Source organism: Bacillus sp. RC240 (assembly GCF_044907945.1).
GTDB classification, from domain to species: domain Bacteria; phylum Bacillota; class Bacilli; order Bacillales; family Bacillaceae_G; genus Bacillus_A; species Bacillus_A mycoides.
On record NZ_JBIYCT010000001.1, the window covers coordinates 881,442 to 899,859 of the forward strand.

Annotated in this window: 23 protein-coding genes; 19 read left to right on the forward strand and 4 right to left on the reverse strand. The window is 34.4% G+C overall.

The genetic code is table 11. The annotated features are described in order from the left end of the window. Positions 1-6 precede the first annotated feature (6 nt). The 5 genes from ABH955_RS04665 to ABH955_RS04685 all read left to right on the forward strand — a co-directional run bounded on the left by ABH955_RS04665 (position 7) and on the right by ABH955_RS04685 (position 3,701). Positions 7-603: a GNAT family N-acetyltransferase gene (locus ABH955_RS04665; RefSeq protein WP_113936324.1), complete on the forward strand. Its 597-nt coding sequence runs from the start codon at positions 7-9 to the stop codon at positions 601-603. Then, positions 576-914, forward strand: coding sequence for an NIPSNAP family protein (locus ABH955_RS04670; RefSeq protein ID WP_002127705.1), 339 nt, complete (start codon positions 576-578; stop codon positions 912-914). The genes ABH955_RS04665 and ABH955_RS04670 overlap by 28 nt, the downstream gene beginning before the upstream one ends. A 314-nt stretch (positions 915-1,228) precedes the next feature. Further along, complete coding sequence (locus ABH955_RS04675) at positions 1,229-3,079, forward strand: sigma-54-dependent Fis family transcriptional regulator (protein ID WP_113936325.1); 1,851 nt, start codon at positions 1,229-1,231, stop codon at positions 3,077-3,079. 115 nt (positions 3,080-3,194) lie between these two features. Then, a complete protein-coding gene (locus ABH955_RS04680) occupies positions 3,195-3,440 on the forward strand; it encodes a DUF3977 family protein (protein ID WP_000873838.1) in 246 nt (81 codons plus the stop codon). A gap of 21 nt (positions 3,441-3,461) precedes the next feature. Then, positions 3,462-3,701, forward strand: coding sequence for a DUF3953 domain-containing protein (locus tag ABH955_RS04685; protein WP_002136675.1), 240 nt, complete (start codon positions 3,462-3,464; stop codon positions 3,699-3,701). A gap of 47 nt (positions 3,702-3,748) precedes the next feature. Here the strand turns inward: ABH955_RS04685 and ABH955_RS04690 are convergent, their stop codons facing one another. Continuing rightward, complete coding sequence (locus ABH955_RS04690; protein ID WP_404448823.1) at positions 3,749-4,360, reverse strand: TetR/AcrR family transcriptional regulator; 612 nt, start codon at positions 4,358-4,360, stop codon at positions 3,749-3,751. A gap of 159 nt (positions 4,361-4,519) precedes the next feature. Between ABH955_RS04690 and kynU the strand changes: the two genes are divergently transcribed. The 5 genes from kynU to ABH955_RS04715 all read left to right on the forward strand — a co-directional run bounded on the left by kynU (position 4,520) and on the right by ABH955_RS04715 (position 8,999). Further along, a complete protein-coding gene (gene kynU / locus ABH955_RS04695; protein ID WP_404448825.1) occupies positions 4,520-5,806 on the forward strand; it encodes a kynureninase in 1,287 nt (428 codons plus the stop codon). A 2-nt stretch (positions 5,807-5,808) separates the two neighbouring features. Then, a complete protein-coding gene (gene kynB, locus ABH955_RS04700) occupies positions 5,809-6,438 on the forward strand; it encodes an arylformamidase (RefSeq protein ID WP_377865478.1) in 630 nt (209 codons plus the stop codon). A 33-nt stretch (positions 6,439-6,471) separates the two neighbouring features. Continuing rightward, entirely contained in the window at positions 6,472-7,311 is an 840-nt protein-coding gene (gene kynA, locus ABH955_RS04705; protein ID WP_000661975.1) for a tryptophan 2,3-dioxygenase, read from the forward strand. A gap of 126 nt (positions 7,312-7,437) precedes the next feature. Next, on the forward strand, positions 7,438-8,355 hold the full coding sequence (locus ABH955_RS04710) for a serine hydrolase domain-containing protein (protein ID WP_404448828.1): 918 nt from the start codon (positions 7,438-7,440) through the stop codon (positions 8,353-8,355). A 20-nt stretch (positions 8,356-8,375) separates the two neighbouring features. After that, positions 8,376-8,999, forward strand: a complete 624-nt coding sequence (locus ABH955_RS04715; RefSeq protein WP_404448830.1) for a Pr6Pr family membrane protein — start codon at positions 8,376-8,378, stop codon at positions 8,997-8,999. 66 nt (positions 9,000-9,065) lie between these two features. Here ABH955_RS04715 and ABH955_RS04720 read toward each other — a convergent pair whose 3' ends face one another. After that, on the reverse strand, positions 9,066-9,398 hold the full coding sequence (locus ABH955_RS04720; RefSeq protein WP_404448832.1) for a DUF3889 domain-containing protein: 333 nt from the start codon (positions 9,396-9,398) through the stop codon (positions 9,066-9,068). Between the two features lie 144 nt (positions 9,399-9,542). On the opposite strand from ABH955_RS04720, the gene sleB reads away from it, so the two are divergent. From sleB to ABH955_RS04750, 6 genes are all read left to right on the forward strand, one after another. After that, positions 9,543-10,322 carry a spore cortex-lytic enzyme gene (sleB, locus tag ABH955_RS04725; RefSeq protein WP_002013086.1) on the forward strand — a complete coding sequence of 260 codons (780 nt, stop codon included), beginning with the start codon at positions 9,543-9,545 and terminating at the stop codon, positions 10,320-10,322. 15 nt (positions 10,323-10,337) lie between these two features. Continuing rightward, positions 10,338-11,678 (forward strand): germination protein YpeB, encoded by a 1,341-nt coding sequence (ypeB, locus tag ABH955_RS04730; RefSeq protein ID WP_113936331.1) that lies wholly within the window; start codon positions 10,338-10,340, stop codon positions 11,676-11,678. 26 nt (positions 11,679-11,704) lie between these two features. Then, positions 11,705-12,301, forward strand: coding sequence for a YhcN/YlaJ family sporulation lipoprotein (locus tag ABH955_RS04735; protein ID WP_002085166.1), 597 nt, complete (start codon positions 11,705-11,707; stop codon positions 12,299-12,301). A gap of 104 nt (positions 12,302-12,405) precedes the next feature. Further along, the gene (locus tag ABH955_RS04740) at positions 12,406-12,762 is read left to right on the forward strand and encodes a hypothetical protein (RefSeq protein WP_002085167.1); all 357 of its coding nucleotides are present in this window, start codon (positions 12,406-12,408) and stop codon (positions 12,760-12,762) included. A gap of 27 nt (positions 12,763-12,789) precedes the next feature. Next, positions 12,790-13,287: a GNAT family N-acetyltransferase gene (locus tag ABH955_RS04745; protein WP_242245678.1), complete on the forward strand. Its 498-nt coding sequence runs from the start codon at positions 12,790-12,792 to the stop codon at positions 13,285-13,287. 164 nt (positions 13,288-13,451) lie between these two features. Beyond that, positions 13,452-13,988: a DUF1697 domain-containing protein gene (locus ABH955_RS04750; RefSeq protein WP_016091496.1), complete on the forward strand. Its 537-nt coding sequence runs from the start codon at positions 13,452-13,454 to the stop codon at positions 13,986-13,988. A gap of 41 nt (positions 13,989-14,029) precedes the next feature. Here ABH955_RS04750 and ABH955_RS04755 read toward each other — a convergent pair whose 3' ends face one another. Then, positions 14,030-14,434: a hypothetical protein gene (locus ABH955_RS04755; protein WP_012261049.1), complete on the reverse strand. Its 405-nt coding sequence runs from the start codon at positions 14,432-14,434 to the stop codon at positions 14,030-14,032. Between the two features lie 210 nt (positions 14,435-14,644). Here ABH955_RS04755 and ABH955_RS04760 point away from each other — a divergent pair, with 210 nt between their 5' ends. Both ABH955_RS04760 and ABH955_RS04765 read left to right on the forward strand, forming a co-directional pair. Continuing rightward, positions 14,645-15,814 carry a ParM/StbA family protein gene (locus ABH955_RS04760; protein WP_002013097.1) on the forward strand — a complete coding sequence of 390 codons (1,170 nt, stop codon included), beginning with the start codon at positions 14,645-14,647 and terminating at the stop codon, positions 15,812-15,814. An 11-nt stretch (positions 15,815-15,825) separates the two neighbouring features. Continuing rightward, positions 15,826-16,161, forward strand: a complete 336-nt coding sequence (locus tag ABH955_RS04765; protein ID WP_404447617.1) for a hypothetical protein — start codon at positions 15,826-15,828, stop codon at positions 16,159-16,161. Between the two features lie 218 nt (positions 16,162-16,379). Here ABH955_RS04765 and mleBCA read toward each other — a convergent pair whose 3' ends face one another. Next, complete coding sequence (mleBCA, locus tag ABH955_RS04770; protein WP_404447620.1) at positions 16,380-17,237, reverse strand: BCA family alpha/beta fold macrolide esterase; 858 nt, start codon at positions 17,235-17,237, stop codon at positions 16,380-16,382. A 236-nt stretch (positions 17,238-17,473) separates the two neighbouring features. Between mleBCA and ABH955_RS04775 the strand changes: the two genes are divergently transcribed. Next, positions 17,474-18,400 (forward strand): NADP-dependent oxidoreductase, encoded by a 927-nt coding sequence (locus ABH955_RS04775; RefSeq protein WP_404490916.1) that lies wholly within the window; start codon positions 17,474-17,476, stop codon positions 18,398-18,400. The last annotated feature ends 18 nt before the right edge of the window (positions 18,401-18,418 follow it).

The following is an 18,418-nucleotide window of genomic DNA, read 5'->3' on the forward strand; positions in this document are numbered from 1 at the left end:
TTTGAAATGATTATAAAAGGACAAGAGTTTCATATAAATGGATTAACTTATATAGTTCGTTCTGCAGTTCAAACGGATGCTGAGCAGTTATCAGAAATTAGAGTTCAGATCGATGGCGAAACTGAAAATATGGATAGAGAAGCTGGAGAGGGGTTTATTGATAAGATAGGGTTCCAAAAAATAGTAAAAACAGATAGTGAAGAGATGAAGAATCTTTTTTTAGTTGCAGAAGTGCACAACCGAATCGTAGGATTTTCGAGATGTGAAGGATCAAATTTGAAGAGATTATCCCATAAAGTAGAGTTTGGTGTTTGTATTTTAAGAGAGTTTTGGGGATATGGAATGGGTAAGAGTCTATTGCAACAATCTATTCAGTGGGCTGATGAAAATGAAGTGAAAAAGATATCATTGCAAGTGTTAGAGACAAATGAAAAAGCCATCCAACTTTATAAAAAATTAGGTTTGGAGGTAGAAGGTATTCTAAAAAATGATAAAAAACTGTCGGATGGTAAGTATTATAATACGGTAGTAATGGGAAGGTTTACTGATACTTTTCATAAAAGAGTTGAAGAAGTATGTTTTACAGAAGGAAATACTATGTAGTAAAAAATGAATTCATAGAAATATTTAATGATCATTTCAATGATACTAATTTACCTAATCAAATAAAATATGGTTCTCGTTTAATAGGACGCTGGATGAAAGATAATAATGATGGTACGACTGAAGTATTTGCAATATGGGAATATGATAGTTATGAACAGTATAAAGAAATTGAATCAAAAATTAGAAGCGACAAGATACATGTTAAAAGAATACATGATTGGTATGAAAAACATGGCGGGAAAGAATATGTTTTACAGGAGTACATATTAGAGTTAAAAAATGAAGAGTTAGTATGTACTGTAAAGTGATAGAGGGGTGAGGAATAATGGGAATTAAAACAAAATTATATTTTAGTTTAGCATCCACCATTTTATTTGCAATAGCGGTGATAGTTTTCTTTATAAACGGCAATCCACAAAAGTGGTTTTGGTTATGTATTTTCTTTGCGTCCATTATACAAAATATAGTTCTACTAAAAAAGAATAAAGAAGTTCATTAAGATATTCAAATTATTAACATATTTGTGTCATCTTTCTAGTTGTATTGAAAACGCTTTTATTCAGTTTTATAATAAAAGTATGTTTTATAAATCTCCAAAACAATTAATAGGGGAGATGATACAATGTTAGCTTCACCGTTTTACTTACATACATGGAAAAAGTTTATGGATGAAGGAGTCCTTGATTCGAACCGTATAAACGAAAGAATTTCAGAGTCATGGCATCGATGTAAACAAGCAAATGTGAATCCTCATATGAATAAAGGTCAGAAAATTTTGTCTTCTGATATTTTTCAGGATCAAAAGAAAAAGAGTGAAATCTTCCTTGATATAGCAATACCTCAAATACAAAATATGAGAAAAACCATTGATGAACTGCAAATGATGGCATTATTAATTGATCCAGATGGTTATGTTCTATCATTAAGTGGAAATCAGCAAACGTTGAAACGAGCGAAACATATTAATTTTATTGAAGGTGTGAAATGGACGGAAGCAGCTGTTGGTACAAATGCGATAGGAACAGCGTTACAGATTGAAGAGGCTATTATGATAAGTGGTACAGAGCATTATTCTGTCGCATCTCATAGCTGGAGCTGTGCGGCCTCTCCGATTCATAATGATGACGGGAAATTAATTGGTGTTCTAGATTTCTCTTGTCCAATTGAGTTTTCACATCCATATATGCTCGGAATGGTAACTTCGATCGCGCATGCGATTGAACGTGAATGTAGTATTCGAGTACATCAAAATGAACTGCATTTAATCCATCGTTTTTTAGATGTAATTGACAGTGATGAACAAGTTGTTATTTGTAACCATCGTGATGTTATCGTTTCTGCGAGCAAGAGGGTTCGTGAACGAGTATGTAATTGGTCACGAATGAAACTTGAAGATTTAATGCACAATGGATTGAAACCTAAATTAGAGGTACCGGTATATAGTAATGATAGAATGATCGGGAAATGTATTTACTTAAAGGAAAATAAACAAGAAAATTTATTTTCTACTTACCCGTTTATAAACGGAATTACTTTCCCTGGAGTTATTGGGACAAGCAGCGTATTTCAACATACTTTAGAAGAAATTAAGCTTGTTTCACCAACTGACGCTAGTGTATATGTATGTGGTGAAACAGGTGTAGGGAAAGAATATGTAGCGAGAGCGATTCATGAAAATAGTCCAAGAAAAAATGGTCCTTTTATAGCTGTTAACTGCGGTTCATTACCGAAAGAATTAATGGAAAGTGAATTATTCGGTTATGCTGAAGGTGCGTTTACAGGTGCGCGGCGCCAAGGATATAAAGGGAAATTCGAACAAGCAGACGGAGGAACAATATTTTTAGATGAAATTGGTGAAGTGCCGCCAGAGATGCAAGTGGCATTATTGCGTGTTTTGCAAGAACGAACAGTAACCCCAATTGGTAGTTCAAAAGAGGTACCAGTAAATATTCGTATTATTACTGCGACACATAAAGATTTACTAAGATTAGTAGAAGAAGGGAAATTCCGTCAAGATTTATATTATCGTTTACATGTTTATCCGTTATATGTTCCGTCGTTAATAGAAAGAAAAGAGGATATTCCGTACTTCATACAACATTTTTGTGAACGAAAGGATTGGAATGTTGTATTTCCAAAGAGTATTTGTAATCAATTTTCACAGCATACATGGCCCGGAAATATTCGAGAATTATTAAATGTATTAGAACGCATATACATTTTGTCGCAAGGACGGGAAATATGCGAAAAACAAATCTCTTTTTTATTACAAACAATGATGGGAAATCAACATCAACTTGAATTGCAAGCAGAAAATAAAACGGAGCATACATTAAATTTCCGTGAAAAAATACAGCGTGATAGCATGATTGAAGCGCTAGAAAAGACGAACGGAAATGTTTCATTAGCTGCAAAACTATTAGCTGTGCCGCGCAGTACGTTTTATAAACGAATGCAAAAATTTAGGCTATAAAAGTAGATTTTTGTAATCTACTTTTTCTTTATGGGCTCACGTTCTGTCGGAATGTGCGCTTGCCAGGGAAATAATAGAATAATTAGAAAGAAGATTTCCTGAAGGGGGTTAGCATGTGAAGTATATTGAAATTGGAATCGGGAATAGGTGGTTCATTCGAACGGAAACCGAAAATAAAGATGGAACTGAATTCGAGGAACGAGGAATTATTAAACCAATTTATTTTGAGTCTTTATATGTACGGATTTGGTTTCGGAAAACGTGTTTTATTTTTGATACGAAAGAGGGCTTTAAGAAAGTAAGAAAAAGTAGAGCTGAGTATAAGTTTATTGTTGGGATGGTGAGTAGGTTAAAACAATAGAATCAAACAGGGGGTGTTTTTATGATTAGAATTATCACATTCATACTCGCTTTTATTATAATGGGCTATTCTATTTACAGTTGGAATGATGATTCGAAGCAAAGTATGCTCATTTTACAATTACTTTTAGGTTTTATGCTTGCCGGTATGGGGATACACAACGTTAAGAAGGATGAAAAAGAGAATAAGAATATGGGGATTCTGCTATTACTTACATCACTTTTTTGTATTATTGTATCGTTAATAAAATATTTTAAATAAACCGTTACTAAGCATATTGAGTAACGGTTTTTTGAGGTTATAATGTGCTATTTATATAACCCCGTCGTATACATTACCGTTAAAGTATGTACAATTTCTTCTAATTCTAGTTCTTTATCATTTTGCACGATTGTCCAAAGAAACGTTTCATTCATAGAGAACCAGCCGCATGCGACAATCTCTTTATTTAACTTAGTTCGTACTAATTCATTTTCCTGGGAATGAGTAATGTCTTGTATAATCCGTGTTACAAAGCGTTCGCGAATCTCATCCCATTTTTGACGTATTTCTTTTGAGGTTCTTATTGCTTCTTCAACAACTTGTAATATAGCTCTTTCTTCTTGTGCTAACTGTAAAAAAGCGCGCACTTGATTCTGAATCATATCTCGTGCTTCGGCCTTTGTTTGAGGTAAAAAAGAGCGATCAGCAATATCATAAAAGCGATTCATAACATCTTCCATCAAAACGATGAGGAGAGCATCTTTGTTTTTAAAATATACATATGCTGTTCCATAACCAGTTTCTGCATGTTTAATAATTTGCGTGATTGTAGTTTTCTGAAATCCGTTTTTTATAAAAATAGTATAACCGGATTGTAATAGTTTCTTTTTTGTTTCTAAGGAGCGGTATTTTCTTGTTGAAAGAGTAGAATTTTTCAAGGAATCACCTCTTTATACTGAAATATCTGAAAATATAATTGTATTGTAAAAGAAGTTCGTATATAAAGTCAACTGACATAATATCATTGACGTTATATCAATTCAAGTGATATATTTCAATTAGTTAGAATAAAAAGAAAATTAAAAGAAGGTGACACCATGTATAAAGAACCATTTCAACCAACTTATGAGTATGCGCTTGAATGTGATAAACATGATGAACTGAAAGATTTTCAATCTGAATTTTATAAAAAAGAAGGAACAATATATTTAGATGGTAACTCTTTAGGGTTGCTTTCAAAAAGAGCAGAGAAATCGTTACTTACATTGCTAGATTCATGGAAAGAGTATGGAATTGATGGATGGACTGAAGGAGAACATCCTTGGTTCTTCCTATCAGAAAAGCTAGGGGAATTGACTGCACCTCTTATTGGAGCTTTGTCAGAAGAGACGATTGTAACCGGCTCCACGACAACGAATATTCATCAAGTAATCGCAACTTTTTATGAACCAAAAGGGATTCGGACAAAGATTCTTGCGGATGAATTAACGTTCCCGTCAGATATATATGCGCTCCAAAGTCAAATTCGTTTAAAAGGATTAGATCCAGATGAGCACCTAATGAGAGTAAAGAGCAGAGATGGTAGAACATTAAATGAGGAAGATATCATTCATGCGATGACTGATGATATCGCTTTAATTTTATTGCCTTCTGTACTATATAGAAGCGGACAGATTCTTGATATGAAGCGATTAACAACTGAAGCCCATAAACGTGGTATTCATATTGGATTTGATTTATGTCATTCAATTGGATCTATTCCACATCATTTCAAAGAGTGGGATGTTGATTTCGCTATATGGTGTAATTATAAATATTTAAATGCAGGACCTGGTGGTGTTGGGGGCCTTTATGTAAATAAAAAGCACTTTAATAGAATTCCAGGATTGTCTGGGTGGTTTAGTTCTAGAAAAGATAAGCAGTTTGATATGGAACATTCATTAACTGCAGCTGATCATGCTGGGGCGTACCAAATAGGAACACCTCACGTATTGAGTACGGCACCATTAATTGGTTCTCTTGAAATTTTTAAAGAAGCTGGCATTGAGAGAGTACGTGAAAAATCATTACATATAACAAGATATATGCTCGATTTAATTCAATTAGAGTTAAAGGATATGGGATTTACAATCGGAAATCCGCTAGAGGATGAAAAACGAGGCGGGCATATTTATTTAGAACATGCTGAGGCGGCGCGTATATGTAAAGCGTTAAAAGCAAAAGGGGTTATTCCGGACTTTAGAGCTCCAAATGGAGTTAGACTTGCGCCAGTTGCTTTATACAATACGTATGAGGAAGTATGGAACTCTGTACAAATTTTAAAGAAAATTATGAAAGAGGAAGAATATAAGAACTTTGAAAATAAGCGAGAGGTTGTGGCATAAGCATGAAAACATCGCAGTGGATTGATATTTCACAACCGCTAAATAATGATATCGCGACGTGGCCAGGGGATACACCGTTCTCGTATGAAGTTTCATGGTCAAAAGAAGACAGTGGTTCAGTAAATGTTGGAAAGTTAACGATGAGTATTCATACAGGTACTCATATTGATGCACCTTTTCATTTTGATAATAAGGGGAAGAAAGTAATAGATTTAGATGTTCAAATTTATGTTGGCCCAGCGCGAATCATTGACGTTTCTAATCTTGAAAGCATCGGGAAAAAGGAATTAGAAAACTTTCATTTAGAAGGTGTAGAACGATTGTTATTACGTACATCTTCACATGGTAAAGCAAATGAATTCCCAGATGTAATCCCGCATTTACGCGCAGATATTGCAGCCTTTCTTTCTGAAAAGGGAATTCGTTTAATCGGGGTGGACGTACCATCTGTTGATCCTTTAGATGATAAAGAACTAGCAGCGCATCATCAATTATTTAAACATGGAATTCATATTTTAGAAAATGTCGTACTAGATCACGTAGTAGACGGCGATTACGAACTTATTGCATTACCACTTGCATTAACAGATGCGGATGGGAGTCCAGTTCGAGCTGTTATTAGACCAATATAAGTAGAAATGAACACAAAGGGGCGTTTGGCTAATATGAAAGAAAATGAAAAGGTAATTATGGAAAAAGGGATTCATACGGATTTTAAGGAGAATATGACGTACGGAGAGTATTTACAGCTAGATAGCTTATTATCTAGTCAACAAAGATTATCAGATCATCATGATGAAATGTTATTTATCGTCATCCATCAAGCGAGTGAGCTTTGGATGAAACTAATTTTACATGAATTGAATGCAGCGATTGAATCTATTAAACAAGATAAATTACCACCAGCCTTTAAAATGTTAGCACGTGTATCAAAAATTCAGTCGCAAATTATTCAATCTTGGGATATTCTTGCGACATTAACGCCATCAGAATATATTGAGTTCCGCGATTCACTTGGTCAGGCTTCAGGTTTTCAATCGTATCAATATCGAATGATTGAATATGCACTTGGTTATAAAACACCACATGCATTAAAAATTTATGAAAAGGACCCAGAATTACATGCTCGTCTTCATAAAGCACTTCATGCACCAAGTTTGTATGATGTGGCGATACAAGCCCTTGTTAAAGAAGGATTTCCAATTCATAAAGATGTGTTAAATCGTGATGTTACGCAGCCTTACGAAGAGGATGCAACTGTAGAAGCGGCTTGGATAGAAGTATATGCGGACGTGCAGAAATATTGGGATTTATATCAGCTTGCAGAGAAATTAATCGATATTGAAGACTGGCTACAACAATGGCGTTTCCGTCATATGAAAACGGTAGAACGAATTATTGGTCATAAAATGGGAACAGGTGGCTCTTCTGGCGTATCTTATTTAAAGCGAGTGCTTGATCAATGCTTCTTCCCAGAGCTTTGGAACGTTCGAACGAAATTATAAAAATAAACTTGTCAGCTATTAAATGCTGGCAAGTTTATTTTTTTGTTTTAATAACAAATATGATTTAATAGAGAGAACGAGATGAACTACAAATATTACATAACCGTTTAGATGGAGGAAGATTTCTTGAATTTCGAGCAAATACAAAATAAATTTGAAAAGAAAAAGGTTAATACATTTCTTGTTTATCAAAAGGGGGAATTAACGACTGAGTACTATAAAACGATAGACTGTGCAAATGACTTATTTAAAATTAATTCGATTACAAAAAGTATCGTATCTATATTAATTGGTATCGCAATTGATAAAGGATTTATAAATAATATACATACACCAATCACAACATGGATTCCAAATGTACCGGAGAATAAGAGGGAATTAACGCTGTATCATTTATTAACGATGACAACAGGAGAAGATTGGAAAGAGTTCGGAAATGGGGTTGTTTTCCCGAATGATTTTGTGGAATCAGACAATTGGGTGCAATACATTTTAGAAAAGCCGCTCATTGAAGAAATGGGTACGAAAATGAATTATAACTCAGGTTCTTCCCATTTACTTAGTTACATCATTCAAGAATCAACTGGAATGTCGACGGAGCAGTTTGCGAAAAAGTATTTATTTGAGCCGTTAAACATTACGGAGTATGAGTGGCAACAAGACCCGCAAGGTGTATATGTCGGGGGATTCGGTATGAAAATGAAATCTATAGATTTATTAAAGTTAGGAAAATTATGTTTGCAGAATGGATATTCGAAGGGAAATGAAATTATATCATCGAAATGGTTAGAGCAATCAAGTACAGCTCTATTTGAAACGTATGAACATGTCGGGGCATATGGATATCACTGGTGGGTGTTAAATAACGAAAGATTTCACATACCGTATTGTATGTATTTTGCTATGGGATATGGAGGGCAATACATTATTATCATTCCGCAGTTAGAGCTCGTAGCTGTTATTAGTAGTCACATGCCCAAACGTGGCCTCGTACCATTAAAGTTATTTATAGAGCATATAAAAGAGAATTCCAATCATAAATAAGAAGAGACAGGAGGTGTTTTATGAGAAGTGCAAAAATGATAGCGATATTAAGATTGTTTTTAAGTCTTTTAGCGTTTAGTGCACTTATTACTCAATTTGTTACAAGAGCACAAGTGAAACCGTTCAATCCAGTTAATTTTTTTAGTTACTTCACAATTGAAAGCAACATTTTAGTGGCGGTAATTCTTCTATTAAGTAGTTTAGGGACAACCCTATTTGGACGTTCGGAGCAGTTTGGAGTTCTTCGAGGTGCAGCTACAGTATACATACTGACTACAGGGCTTATTTATTTTTTGTTATTAAGGGGATTAGAAGAGTCACTTCAAACACCAATACCGTGGGTAAATACTGTGCTTCATTACATCATGCCATTAGCGATGATTTTAGACTGGGTTATAAATCCACCTACGAAGACCATTACATGGAAACAGGCTGCGAGTTGGCTTGTTTTCCCGCTTTTATATGTTGTCTATAGCTTAATACGAGGTCCATTCGTTAATTGGTACCCATATCCGTTTTTAGATCCGAGAATAGGGGGATATGGTAGAGTGTTTTTATATAGTATAGGGATAGCAGTTGTTATTGGAGGTATTTGTGGATTGGTGAAAATGTTAGGGAATCGATCTTTAAGTTTAAAACAATAACTTTCATTATTAAATATGTATGAATAAACCCCTCTGTTTTAAGTAAAACAGAGGGGTTTATTTGTTCTACCGATTTGTTTTGTGAAAGGACATCTTTAAAAATTTCTCTGTTTTCGTATCGAATTCTACATCAACAAAAACACCATATTCTTTTCCATCCTCACGCAGCCACAACTTGAATTTTTCAACTGTTATTTGAATTGTTTTTGGTTTTCTACCTATATGAAGGTAATCAATAATCTCTGCTTTCGGATATTGTTCTTTCGTTTTTTCAACGGCTAGTTTACCCCATTTTGCGTATGGCGGCTGTGCGTGAACAATAGATGGGTCGGTATGTATATTTGAACATGTTGTTATTAAAAAAAATATAAATGCTGTGCGTGCGAAGAACTGCCTCATAATAAGCTCCTTTTGTCTTTTTTTATATTATTTACATATTTCTTCAAGCATATAAGTTTGGATTTTTTTGTCTTCTTTACATAAAAGCGAGGGTTTTACAAAACATAACCATGAAATCATTTCCGTAATTAAGGAGGGAAATACATGCGTCAAAAAGCTGTTTTTAAGATAGCGATCTTGCTTGTCTTTATCGGGCTATCTTTAATGGTAAGTAGTATACAAACCAAAAATGTGGAAGCCTTTTCTAATCAAGTGATTCAAAGAGGGGCATCTGGAGAAGATGTCATTGAACTGCAAACTCGTTTGAAATATAACGGATTTTATACTGGGAAAGTTGATGGTGTTTTCGGATGGGGTACATATTGGGCGCTTCGAAACTTTCAGCAAAAATTCGGATTGCCAGTTGATGGTTTAGCGGGTGCTAAAACGAAGCAAATGCTTGTAAAGGCAACGAAGTATGATAAGTCGACCGCTAATAAAGATACTACAACTAATAAAGGGAACAGTGGTGGAGGTACACAGGAAAATAAGCCGCCAAAAAGTACAGGGACAAATGTTCCAAACGGTTATTCTCAAAATGACATTCAGTTAATGGCAAACGCTGTATACGGAGAATCCCGTGGTGAGCCGTATTTAGGACAAGTTGCAGTAGCTGCGGTTATTTTAAACCGTGTCACAAGTGCATCATTTCCAAATACTGTTTCAGGAGTAATCTTTGAGCCGAGAGCATTTACAGCAGTAGCAGATGGACAAATATATTTAACGCCAAATGAAAATGCGAAAAAAGCCGTATTAGATGCGATCAATGGATGGGACCCAACTGGGAATGCATTATATTATTTCAACCCGGATACTGCGACAAGTAAATGGATTTGGACTCGTCCACAAATTAAAAAAATTGGTAAGCATATTTTCTGTAAATAGAGCGGAGGTGGAAACATGTTACGAGGTATTATCATCGTATTGTTAACAGTAGGTGTAGTCGGAACAGGGTATTGGGGCTATAAAGAGCATCAAGAGAAAAATGCAGTATTAATTCGAGCGGAAAATAGTTATCAGCGTGCGTTTCATGATTTAGCATATGAAGTTGATTTATTACACGATAAAATTGGAACAACACTGGCGATGAATTCACGTTCCTCATTATCGCCAGCTTTAGTAGATGTATGGCGTTTAACATCAGAGGCTCGTTCTGATGTAGGACAATTACCTTTAACATTAATGCCATTTAATAAAACGGAAGAGTTCCTTGCGAATATCGGTGATTTTAGTTATCGTGCAGCGGTTCGTGATTTAGAAAAAGATCCGTTAAATGATCAAGAATATAAAACGTTACAAGGTTTATATTCAAATGCAGCAAATATACAAGATGAACTGAGAAAAGTGCAGCATCTTGTATTGAAAAATAATCTTCGCTGGATGGATGTAGAAATGGCTCTTGCGTCAAACCAAGATCCAGCAGATAACACAATTATCGATGGATTAAAGACGGTAGAAAAGAATGTAACATCATACTCGTCCACAAACTTTGGACCGACTTTTACAAGTGCACAAAAGAATAAAAAAGGCGGATTTGAGGCAAAAGGAAAGGCGATTTCGAAAGAGGAAGCGGAAAAAATCGCGAAATCATTTTTAAACTTAAAAGGGAATGAAAAAGTAGAAGTTGAGAAAAGTGGAAAAGGTGCAAAAGAATCATTCTACAGTGTGAAAATTCAAGATCCAGCAACGAACAATGAGTATTATATGGATATTACCGGAAAAGGTGGATATCCAATTTGGGTAATGAACAACCGAGAAATTAAAGAGCAAAAAATCAGTTTAAATGATGCAGGAAGTAAAGGATTGACGTTTTTAAAGGATCACAAGTTTACAAATATGGAGCTGTTTGATAGTTCTCAATATGATAATATCGGTGTGTTTACGTACGTTGTAAATGAAAATGGAGTGCGTATTTATCCAGAAGCAATCCAAATGAAAATTGCTTTAGATGATGGGTCGATTGTTGGTTTTTCCGCAAAGGAATATTTAGCATCACATCAAAAACGAACGATTCCGAGTGCGAAGCTAACCGCTGCTGAGGCGAGAAAGAAAATTAACCCCGATGTAAAAGTTATGGAAGAACGTAAAGCTGTAGTAGTAAATGACTTGCATAATGAAGTACTTTGTTATGAATATATTGGTACTTTAGGGAAAGATACGTACCAAATTTTCATTAACGCAAATAGCGGTGCAGAAGAAAAAGTGAAGAAGATGCAAGCTGTTGAGAAAATTTATGATTAAACATCAATGATAAAGTGGTGAAAATAATGAAAATCATTATATATATGTTAATGCTTTGTTTCGTTATTACTGGATGTAGCATTGGAAAAAAAGACAATCCTAATGAAAAGCCAGAACAAAAAAATGTGTCGATGAAAAATGTTACGTATACAAATAAATCAAATAAGCCAAATGAAAAAGCAGCTGATCATCTGGCATCTTTAGCTGCAAGTATACCTGGTGTAAACGATGCGACAGCAGTAGTAGTTGGGAAGTATGCTGTTGTAGGTATTGATGTGAAAGCGAAACTTGATCGAACTCGCGTTGAGTCAATTAAGTATTCTGTTGCAGAAAGTTTAAAGAATGACCCGAACGGTGCAAATGCAGTCGTTGTAGCAGATGTTGATACGTATGAAAGACTAAAACAAATAGGCAAGCAAATTAAAAAAGGTAAAACTGGTGAAGGCATACTTGATGAATTAGCAGCAATTGTTGGCCGAGTAATGCCGCAAGTTCCAAATGATATGATTGAAAATAGAGAAACGAATCCGATTAAAGATAATGATAAACAATTACCAAAAGATGAAGAACAAGAACTACGAAAAGAACAAGAAGATCAGTCAAATAACCATTTGAAAAAATAGTGAAAACCCCGTACTAAATTGTACGGGGTTTTTCTGTAAGATTAAATATTCAGTTTATTTTCAAGGGAATATATGGTTTAATAATGAGGGGAGGGACAGCCGTTATGATTAAAAAAAGCGCACTCATATTAGGTAGTTTATGCATAGGTTTTAGTATGACAGCGTGTGACCAGAAGAAAGAAGTGAAGAAGAAAACAGCTATGTCTTCTACTATAACGGAAAATAAAAAGCAAGAGACCATTAATATAAATCATTTCTCAAATATTAATGAAGGAATGACTTATTTAGAAGTGAAAGATTTAATCGGTTTTGAAGGGGATTTACTCATAGAAGAAGGGGAAGAACATTCTACACGAATTAAGCAAATTTTTGCTTGGAAAGGAAACGATCCAAAATCATTTGCTAAAATAACATTTTTGGATGGAAAAGTGCATTCTAAAACACAGCAAGGTTTAAGTTAATAACTTGAAGGAATGGGAGAGTTAAGCATGAACATACATACAAGCGAAATACAATTAGTGCCGTATAAGGAGCAATATAAAGAGATAATACAATCATTTACTTTACCAAGTGAACAAGTTCAATTTACAGCGAATCCAGGTGAATTACTGGAGAAAGCGAAAAATGATCGAACGAAAAATGTAGTTGTTATTTTAGACTATAACGGAGTACCTGTCGGTGTATTTATATTACAAACAGGTGATAGGGTACAGGAGTTTACAGAAAATAAGGATGCCATACTTTTAACCTCTTTTTCCGTTAATCACAATAAACAAAAGAAAGGATATGCTAAAAAATCATTGGCGTTATTACAAGACTTTGTAAAATATTATTATCCAATAAAAAATGAAGTGATTCTCGCTGTAAATGAAAAAAACATTCCGGCACAAAAGTTATATGAGAAAGTTGGATTTCAAGATAAAGGGTTTAGAAGAATGGGACCAATTGGACAACAATTCATATTACATTTGCCTATAACGAGATAATGAGATAACAAAGCTTACTCTTGAAAAAAATCATGTAGTAAGTTTTTTAATTTGAGATATTTTCCGTACATGATATGTTAGATGTATTAAAGTAAGTATTCGAGAAGCATGAAGGTGCAAAACAATTCGATTGTTAAGCATTTAAATACGTGAGGGGTAATCATATGACAATTTATATTGCACTACTACGGGGAATTAATGTAGGTGGACATAAAGTAATCAAAATGGCAGATTTGAAAATAATGTTTGAATCAATAGGGTTAAAAAGAGTGAAAACATATATTCAAAGTGGAAATGTAGTGTTTGAGTCAGAAGAAGAGATAAGTTTTTTAAAGGAACGAATTGAATGTGAAATTAAGAACGTTTTTGATTTCAATGTTCCAGTCATGTTACGAGCAAATGATGAATTTATTAATATTATTAAAAAGTGTCCTTACGAGACCCATTCGTTATTAGAAGGAGAAAGTGTACATGTGGCCTTTTTAGCTAATCTACTTTCTGAAGAAGACAGTAAGCGGTTACTTATGTGCAAAAGTGACATAGAAGATTGCCATATCGAAGGAAGAGTAGTGTATTTATTTTTCAAAAAAAGCATTCGGAATTCTAAACTAATGAACCAGTTTCAAAAATTACATACGCCAGCTACAGTAAGGAACTGGCGGACTGTGAATAAGCTGAAAGCAATAGCAGAAGGTATTTAAACATAAAAAAGTGGTTTTCTAAATGCAGAAAACCACTTTTTTTATTTATATTGTTTGGCGACAATGAGTTCAACAATAGGGAAAATAAGAAAGGAAGAACAGAGTGCAATAAAGAGTGGAAGGTTTTTTACACCATCCAAATTGGAACCCATAGAAAATCCTTCCGAGCAGAGTAATATAAGGAACATAACACCTACAAGCACAAAATACGCGATTTTAAAGCTTTTATAGGTAATTTGTTGTCCCATCTCATCTTGACTTTCTTCCGATACTCCGTTTGGATCTCCCCATGTAATATGATTTATTAAATTACTAAGTATTAAAGAAGCAGCGAAAATAGTCCCGCCCAAAATTGAACCTTCAGTTATGTATTTGTATGTGCCATGTACAAGTATAGCGATTAAAGATAAAGTTATGATTACAAAAATAATTTTTTTAGTATTCAATATATAATTGCACCTCCACCTTTGTAAAAAAACTCTTTACATCCATAGTATAAAATTGGAAAAGATTCATGTCAAACATTTTTTACATATGAAGTGAATGTTTAGGATGTCTTATTTTTGAGATAAATAAAAAATTACAATACATTTGAATGTAAAAGAATGGGCTCGCATATATTTGGAAGGGATGTCAGATTAATTTAGGGGGTAGTTATGTCTATTCTTTTAAAAGCGGGTGCAGATGCAGGAAATAATGGTTTGAAGTTAATGGTGAAAGGGCAGGAACCTATTTTTATTCCGAGTATTTATTCTTTATATATAGGTGAGTCTACGGGGTTGTTAGATGAGGGTGAAGTTTCATCGTCAGAATTAGAGAATCACATTGATGTGACCATTAGTTCTCCATCGCTAATGTTAAATAATGTACGATACATCGTTGGAGAAAAAGTGATTCAAGATCAATTAAAAGGTACTGAAGTGGAGAAGAAATCAAATAAATCTACTGATGAATTAATGGTCATTACAATCCTTTCAGGTTTAGCGATAAGTGCTATGCGTCAAAGTCCAACTTCAAGTCATATTAATATTCGTTATGATTTATCTGTTGCTCTTCCAATGCAACTTATTACACAGGAAATTGCTGCTGAAAATGCGAAACGGTATATGGGTAATCACAAGGTCATATTCCATTATCCAAATGGACGCGATGTTACGATTAATGTTTCTATTGAGTTTTGTAAATGTCTACCTGAAGGCGCTTCTGGGACGTGGGGGATTGTATATGATGAGGAAGGAAATGTTGTGAAACATAAAATAGAATGTGAACAAAATCAAGTTTCAGAAATTGATTTTGTAGATAAAACTTTATTGTCTTTTGATATTGGCGCGGGGACAACGGAAGAAGTTGTTTCATTAGGGGTAAATTTCCGTCCGCAATTAAGTAAAGGATTATCGTACGGTGTAAAAGAAACGTTACTACAAATTATTACGAGATGGAATCGGAAATATCCTACGAAAACAATTGATAGCATTACAGAATTTAACCAAATTTATTTAAATGAAAAGCACCCAAGAAATGCATTGTTAGTTGAGGAATCGCAGCCAGCATTTTTAGGTTTAGCAGCACGTGTCGCAACGGATATTATTAACAAAATTGATGATATGAAAGACGATCCATATGTATTTATTTATGGTGGGGGCGCAGTTATTATTAAAAATAGCTTAAAAATGATTTTGAAACAAAAAGGACGCTTGAAAAATGTGATCTTTGTAGATAACCCGTTATTCACCAATGCTCGCGGGTTATTGGTATATACATGTTCGCCAAAATATAGAGAGCATAAGCAAAAAGAGTTAGGGTTTACAAACTTAACGATAAGTTAGTTGGTGGAAGTATGCGATCTAGGCGATATAAACGTGGTGATCGAGTGAAAATTAATATTAATAAATCAGTATCGCCTGAAATGATTGCTTGGCTTAATAAACAATCTAATCCAACTAATTTCTTTTTCTTTGCGGCCCAGCAATTATTTAAACAAGTAGGAGATATTGATGTATCAAAAACCTTGCCAAATAGCCATGTTTTTTCTTTATATATAGAACCATCATCTCTATTAAAAGTTGAAATGAATCCATTTAAACACGTACCACTAGAAAATAGTAAATCCACCGAAAATGTAAAAAAAAAATCGTGGGAATCTGTTGACCAGTTAGATTGTCCATTTTTTTAAGCATAGAAAAATATAGGTAGAGCCCATCACTATACATACGAATGCAGTGATGGGTTTTTGATATTGTATCGTAATCTTTATAAAGTGAAACTATAATCAGTGGGGGTTTTGTTCATCCCCCACTGATTATTAGCCTTCACCAATCGGGTGTTTACTGCCCACAAATAGCGGGATAAATAGAAGGGCAAAACAATTTGTGCCCCTTCTAATAGTTGTTCTTATCTTATACGGGATATATGTTCTGAAACTGCTTTAATAATTTTATCCCAGTCATCGGGATGAATCTCGTGCCCTGTACCTTCAAGGGATAATAGCTTTGAGTTCGGAATTTCATCAATAAGTGCGAGTCCATGTTCAAGTGGAAGAGCTGTATCGTCCGTACCGTGAATTACTAAAGTAGGTACTAGTAACGACTTTAGTATACCTTCATAAGAATCATCACCTGTAAGGAGGGCGTGATTAAACATACTTAATAGATTGTTAGCACGTTCTATTTCTTGCTTTACTTGTTTTAAAGTTCTTGCTTCATCAAATATACGCTTTGATCCACAGAGTAGACGTGATCCTGTAATTAAATATTTCGCTATAATATCTTTATTTGTCCAATCTAAATTTGCACCATTAGCATGATGTGTCAAAATTCTTTCATCCATTGGAGGCAAATCACGAGTATTGTTATCAGATCCAATAACGCTTGTTGCTAGTAATGTTAAGGTCAAAATTCTTTCTGGGTGTTTTACTGCAGCAATTTGAGCAATCATACCTCCTAATGACATGCCAAAAAGGTGTGCCTTGTCAATATGATACGCATCGAGTACTCCGATTGCATCTTCAGCCATGTCTGCTACAGTGTAATTGAAAGTCCCAGGCTCATATGTAATAGAGCGACCAACATCACGGTTATCATAGCGAATGACAAATCTTCCTGTGCTAGCTAACCTTTCACAAAATTCTTCATCCCAATAAACCATTGAACACGTAGCTCCCATAATTAATAATATTGCTGGGTTATTAGGATTGCCAAAGCTTTCTGTACATATATCGATACCGTTTACTTTGAAAACTTGTTCACTCATAGCACACTCTCCGTTTCATTTAAAGGTCATTAATAAATAAAGAGAAATATAACTTTGGGTGTTTCTTAGGCGTAAATTAGATTGTATTTAAGTGAAATAAATGTTTTTTGCACTCATGATGCTTAATTAGTAGAGTAGCATAAATATCACCTCCTAACATATTTATTGTCATCCAAGGCGGAAAATTTTGAAAAATAATTGTTTGTTATTACAATAAACAACAAGGGGGAGAGGAAATGAAAGCAATTGTTATTGATCAATATGGTAGTGTTGAAGAATTACAAGAAAGACAAGTTCCTAAACCAGTTGTTAAATGTAATGAAGTATTAATACGTATACAAGCAACATCTGTCAATCCTGTTGATTGGAAAATAAGAAAGGGAGAATTACAAGAGAAGCTGCAATTTTCATTTCCAATAATATTAGGTTTAGATGTTGCTGGAGTAATTGAAGAAGTTGGAGAAGATGTGGACCATTTCAAAATAGGAGATAAAGTGTTTACGAAACCAGAAAATATAGGGAAAGGCTCCTATGCTGAATACATTACAGTGAAATCAGATTTAGTAGCACATATGCCAAATAATATTAGTTTTGAAGAAGCTGCGTCTATACCTCTTGCAGGACTAACAGCTTGGCAAAGTCTTGTTGATTACGCACAAATAAAAGAAAATGATCGAGTATTAATTCATGCTGGAGCGGGCGGAGTAGGTAGTTTTGCAATTCAAATCGCAAAATCATTTGGCGCCTTTGTCGCTACAACTGCAAGTAGTAAAAATGAAGAGTTTTTAAAGTCTTTAGGTGCTGACCTCATTATTGATTATAAAAAAGAGAAATTTGAAGAGCTGCTATCAGATTATGATATTGTGTTAGATACAATCGGCGGAGAAGTACAAGAAAAAAGTTTTCAAATTATTAAATATGGTGGTGTTCTAGTTTCTATCGTTCATGAACCATTTCATGAAGTAAAGGGCATAAAATCAGGGTTCTTATGGTTAAAACCAAGTGGAAAGCAATTAGAAGAATTAACTAGTTTGATCCAGGATGAAAAGATAAAACCGATTATTAGTAAGGTTGTTCCGTTTAGTGAACAAGGAGTTAGAGAAGCTCATATTTTGAGTGAAAGTCAGCATACTAGAGGGAAAATTGTAATTACGATGGAATGATGTTTACATAAATATACG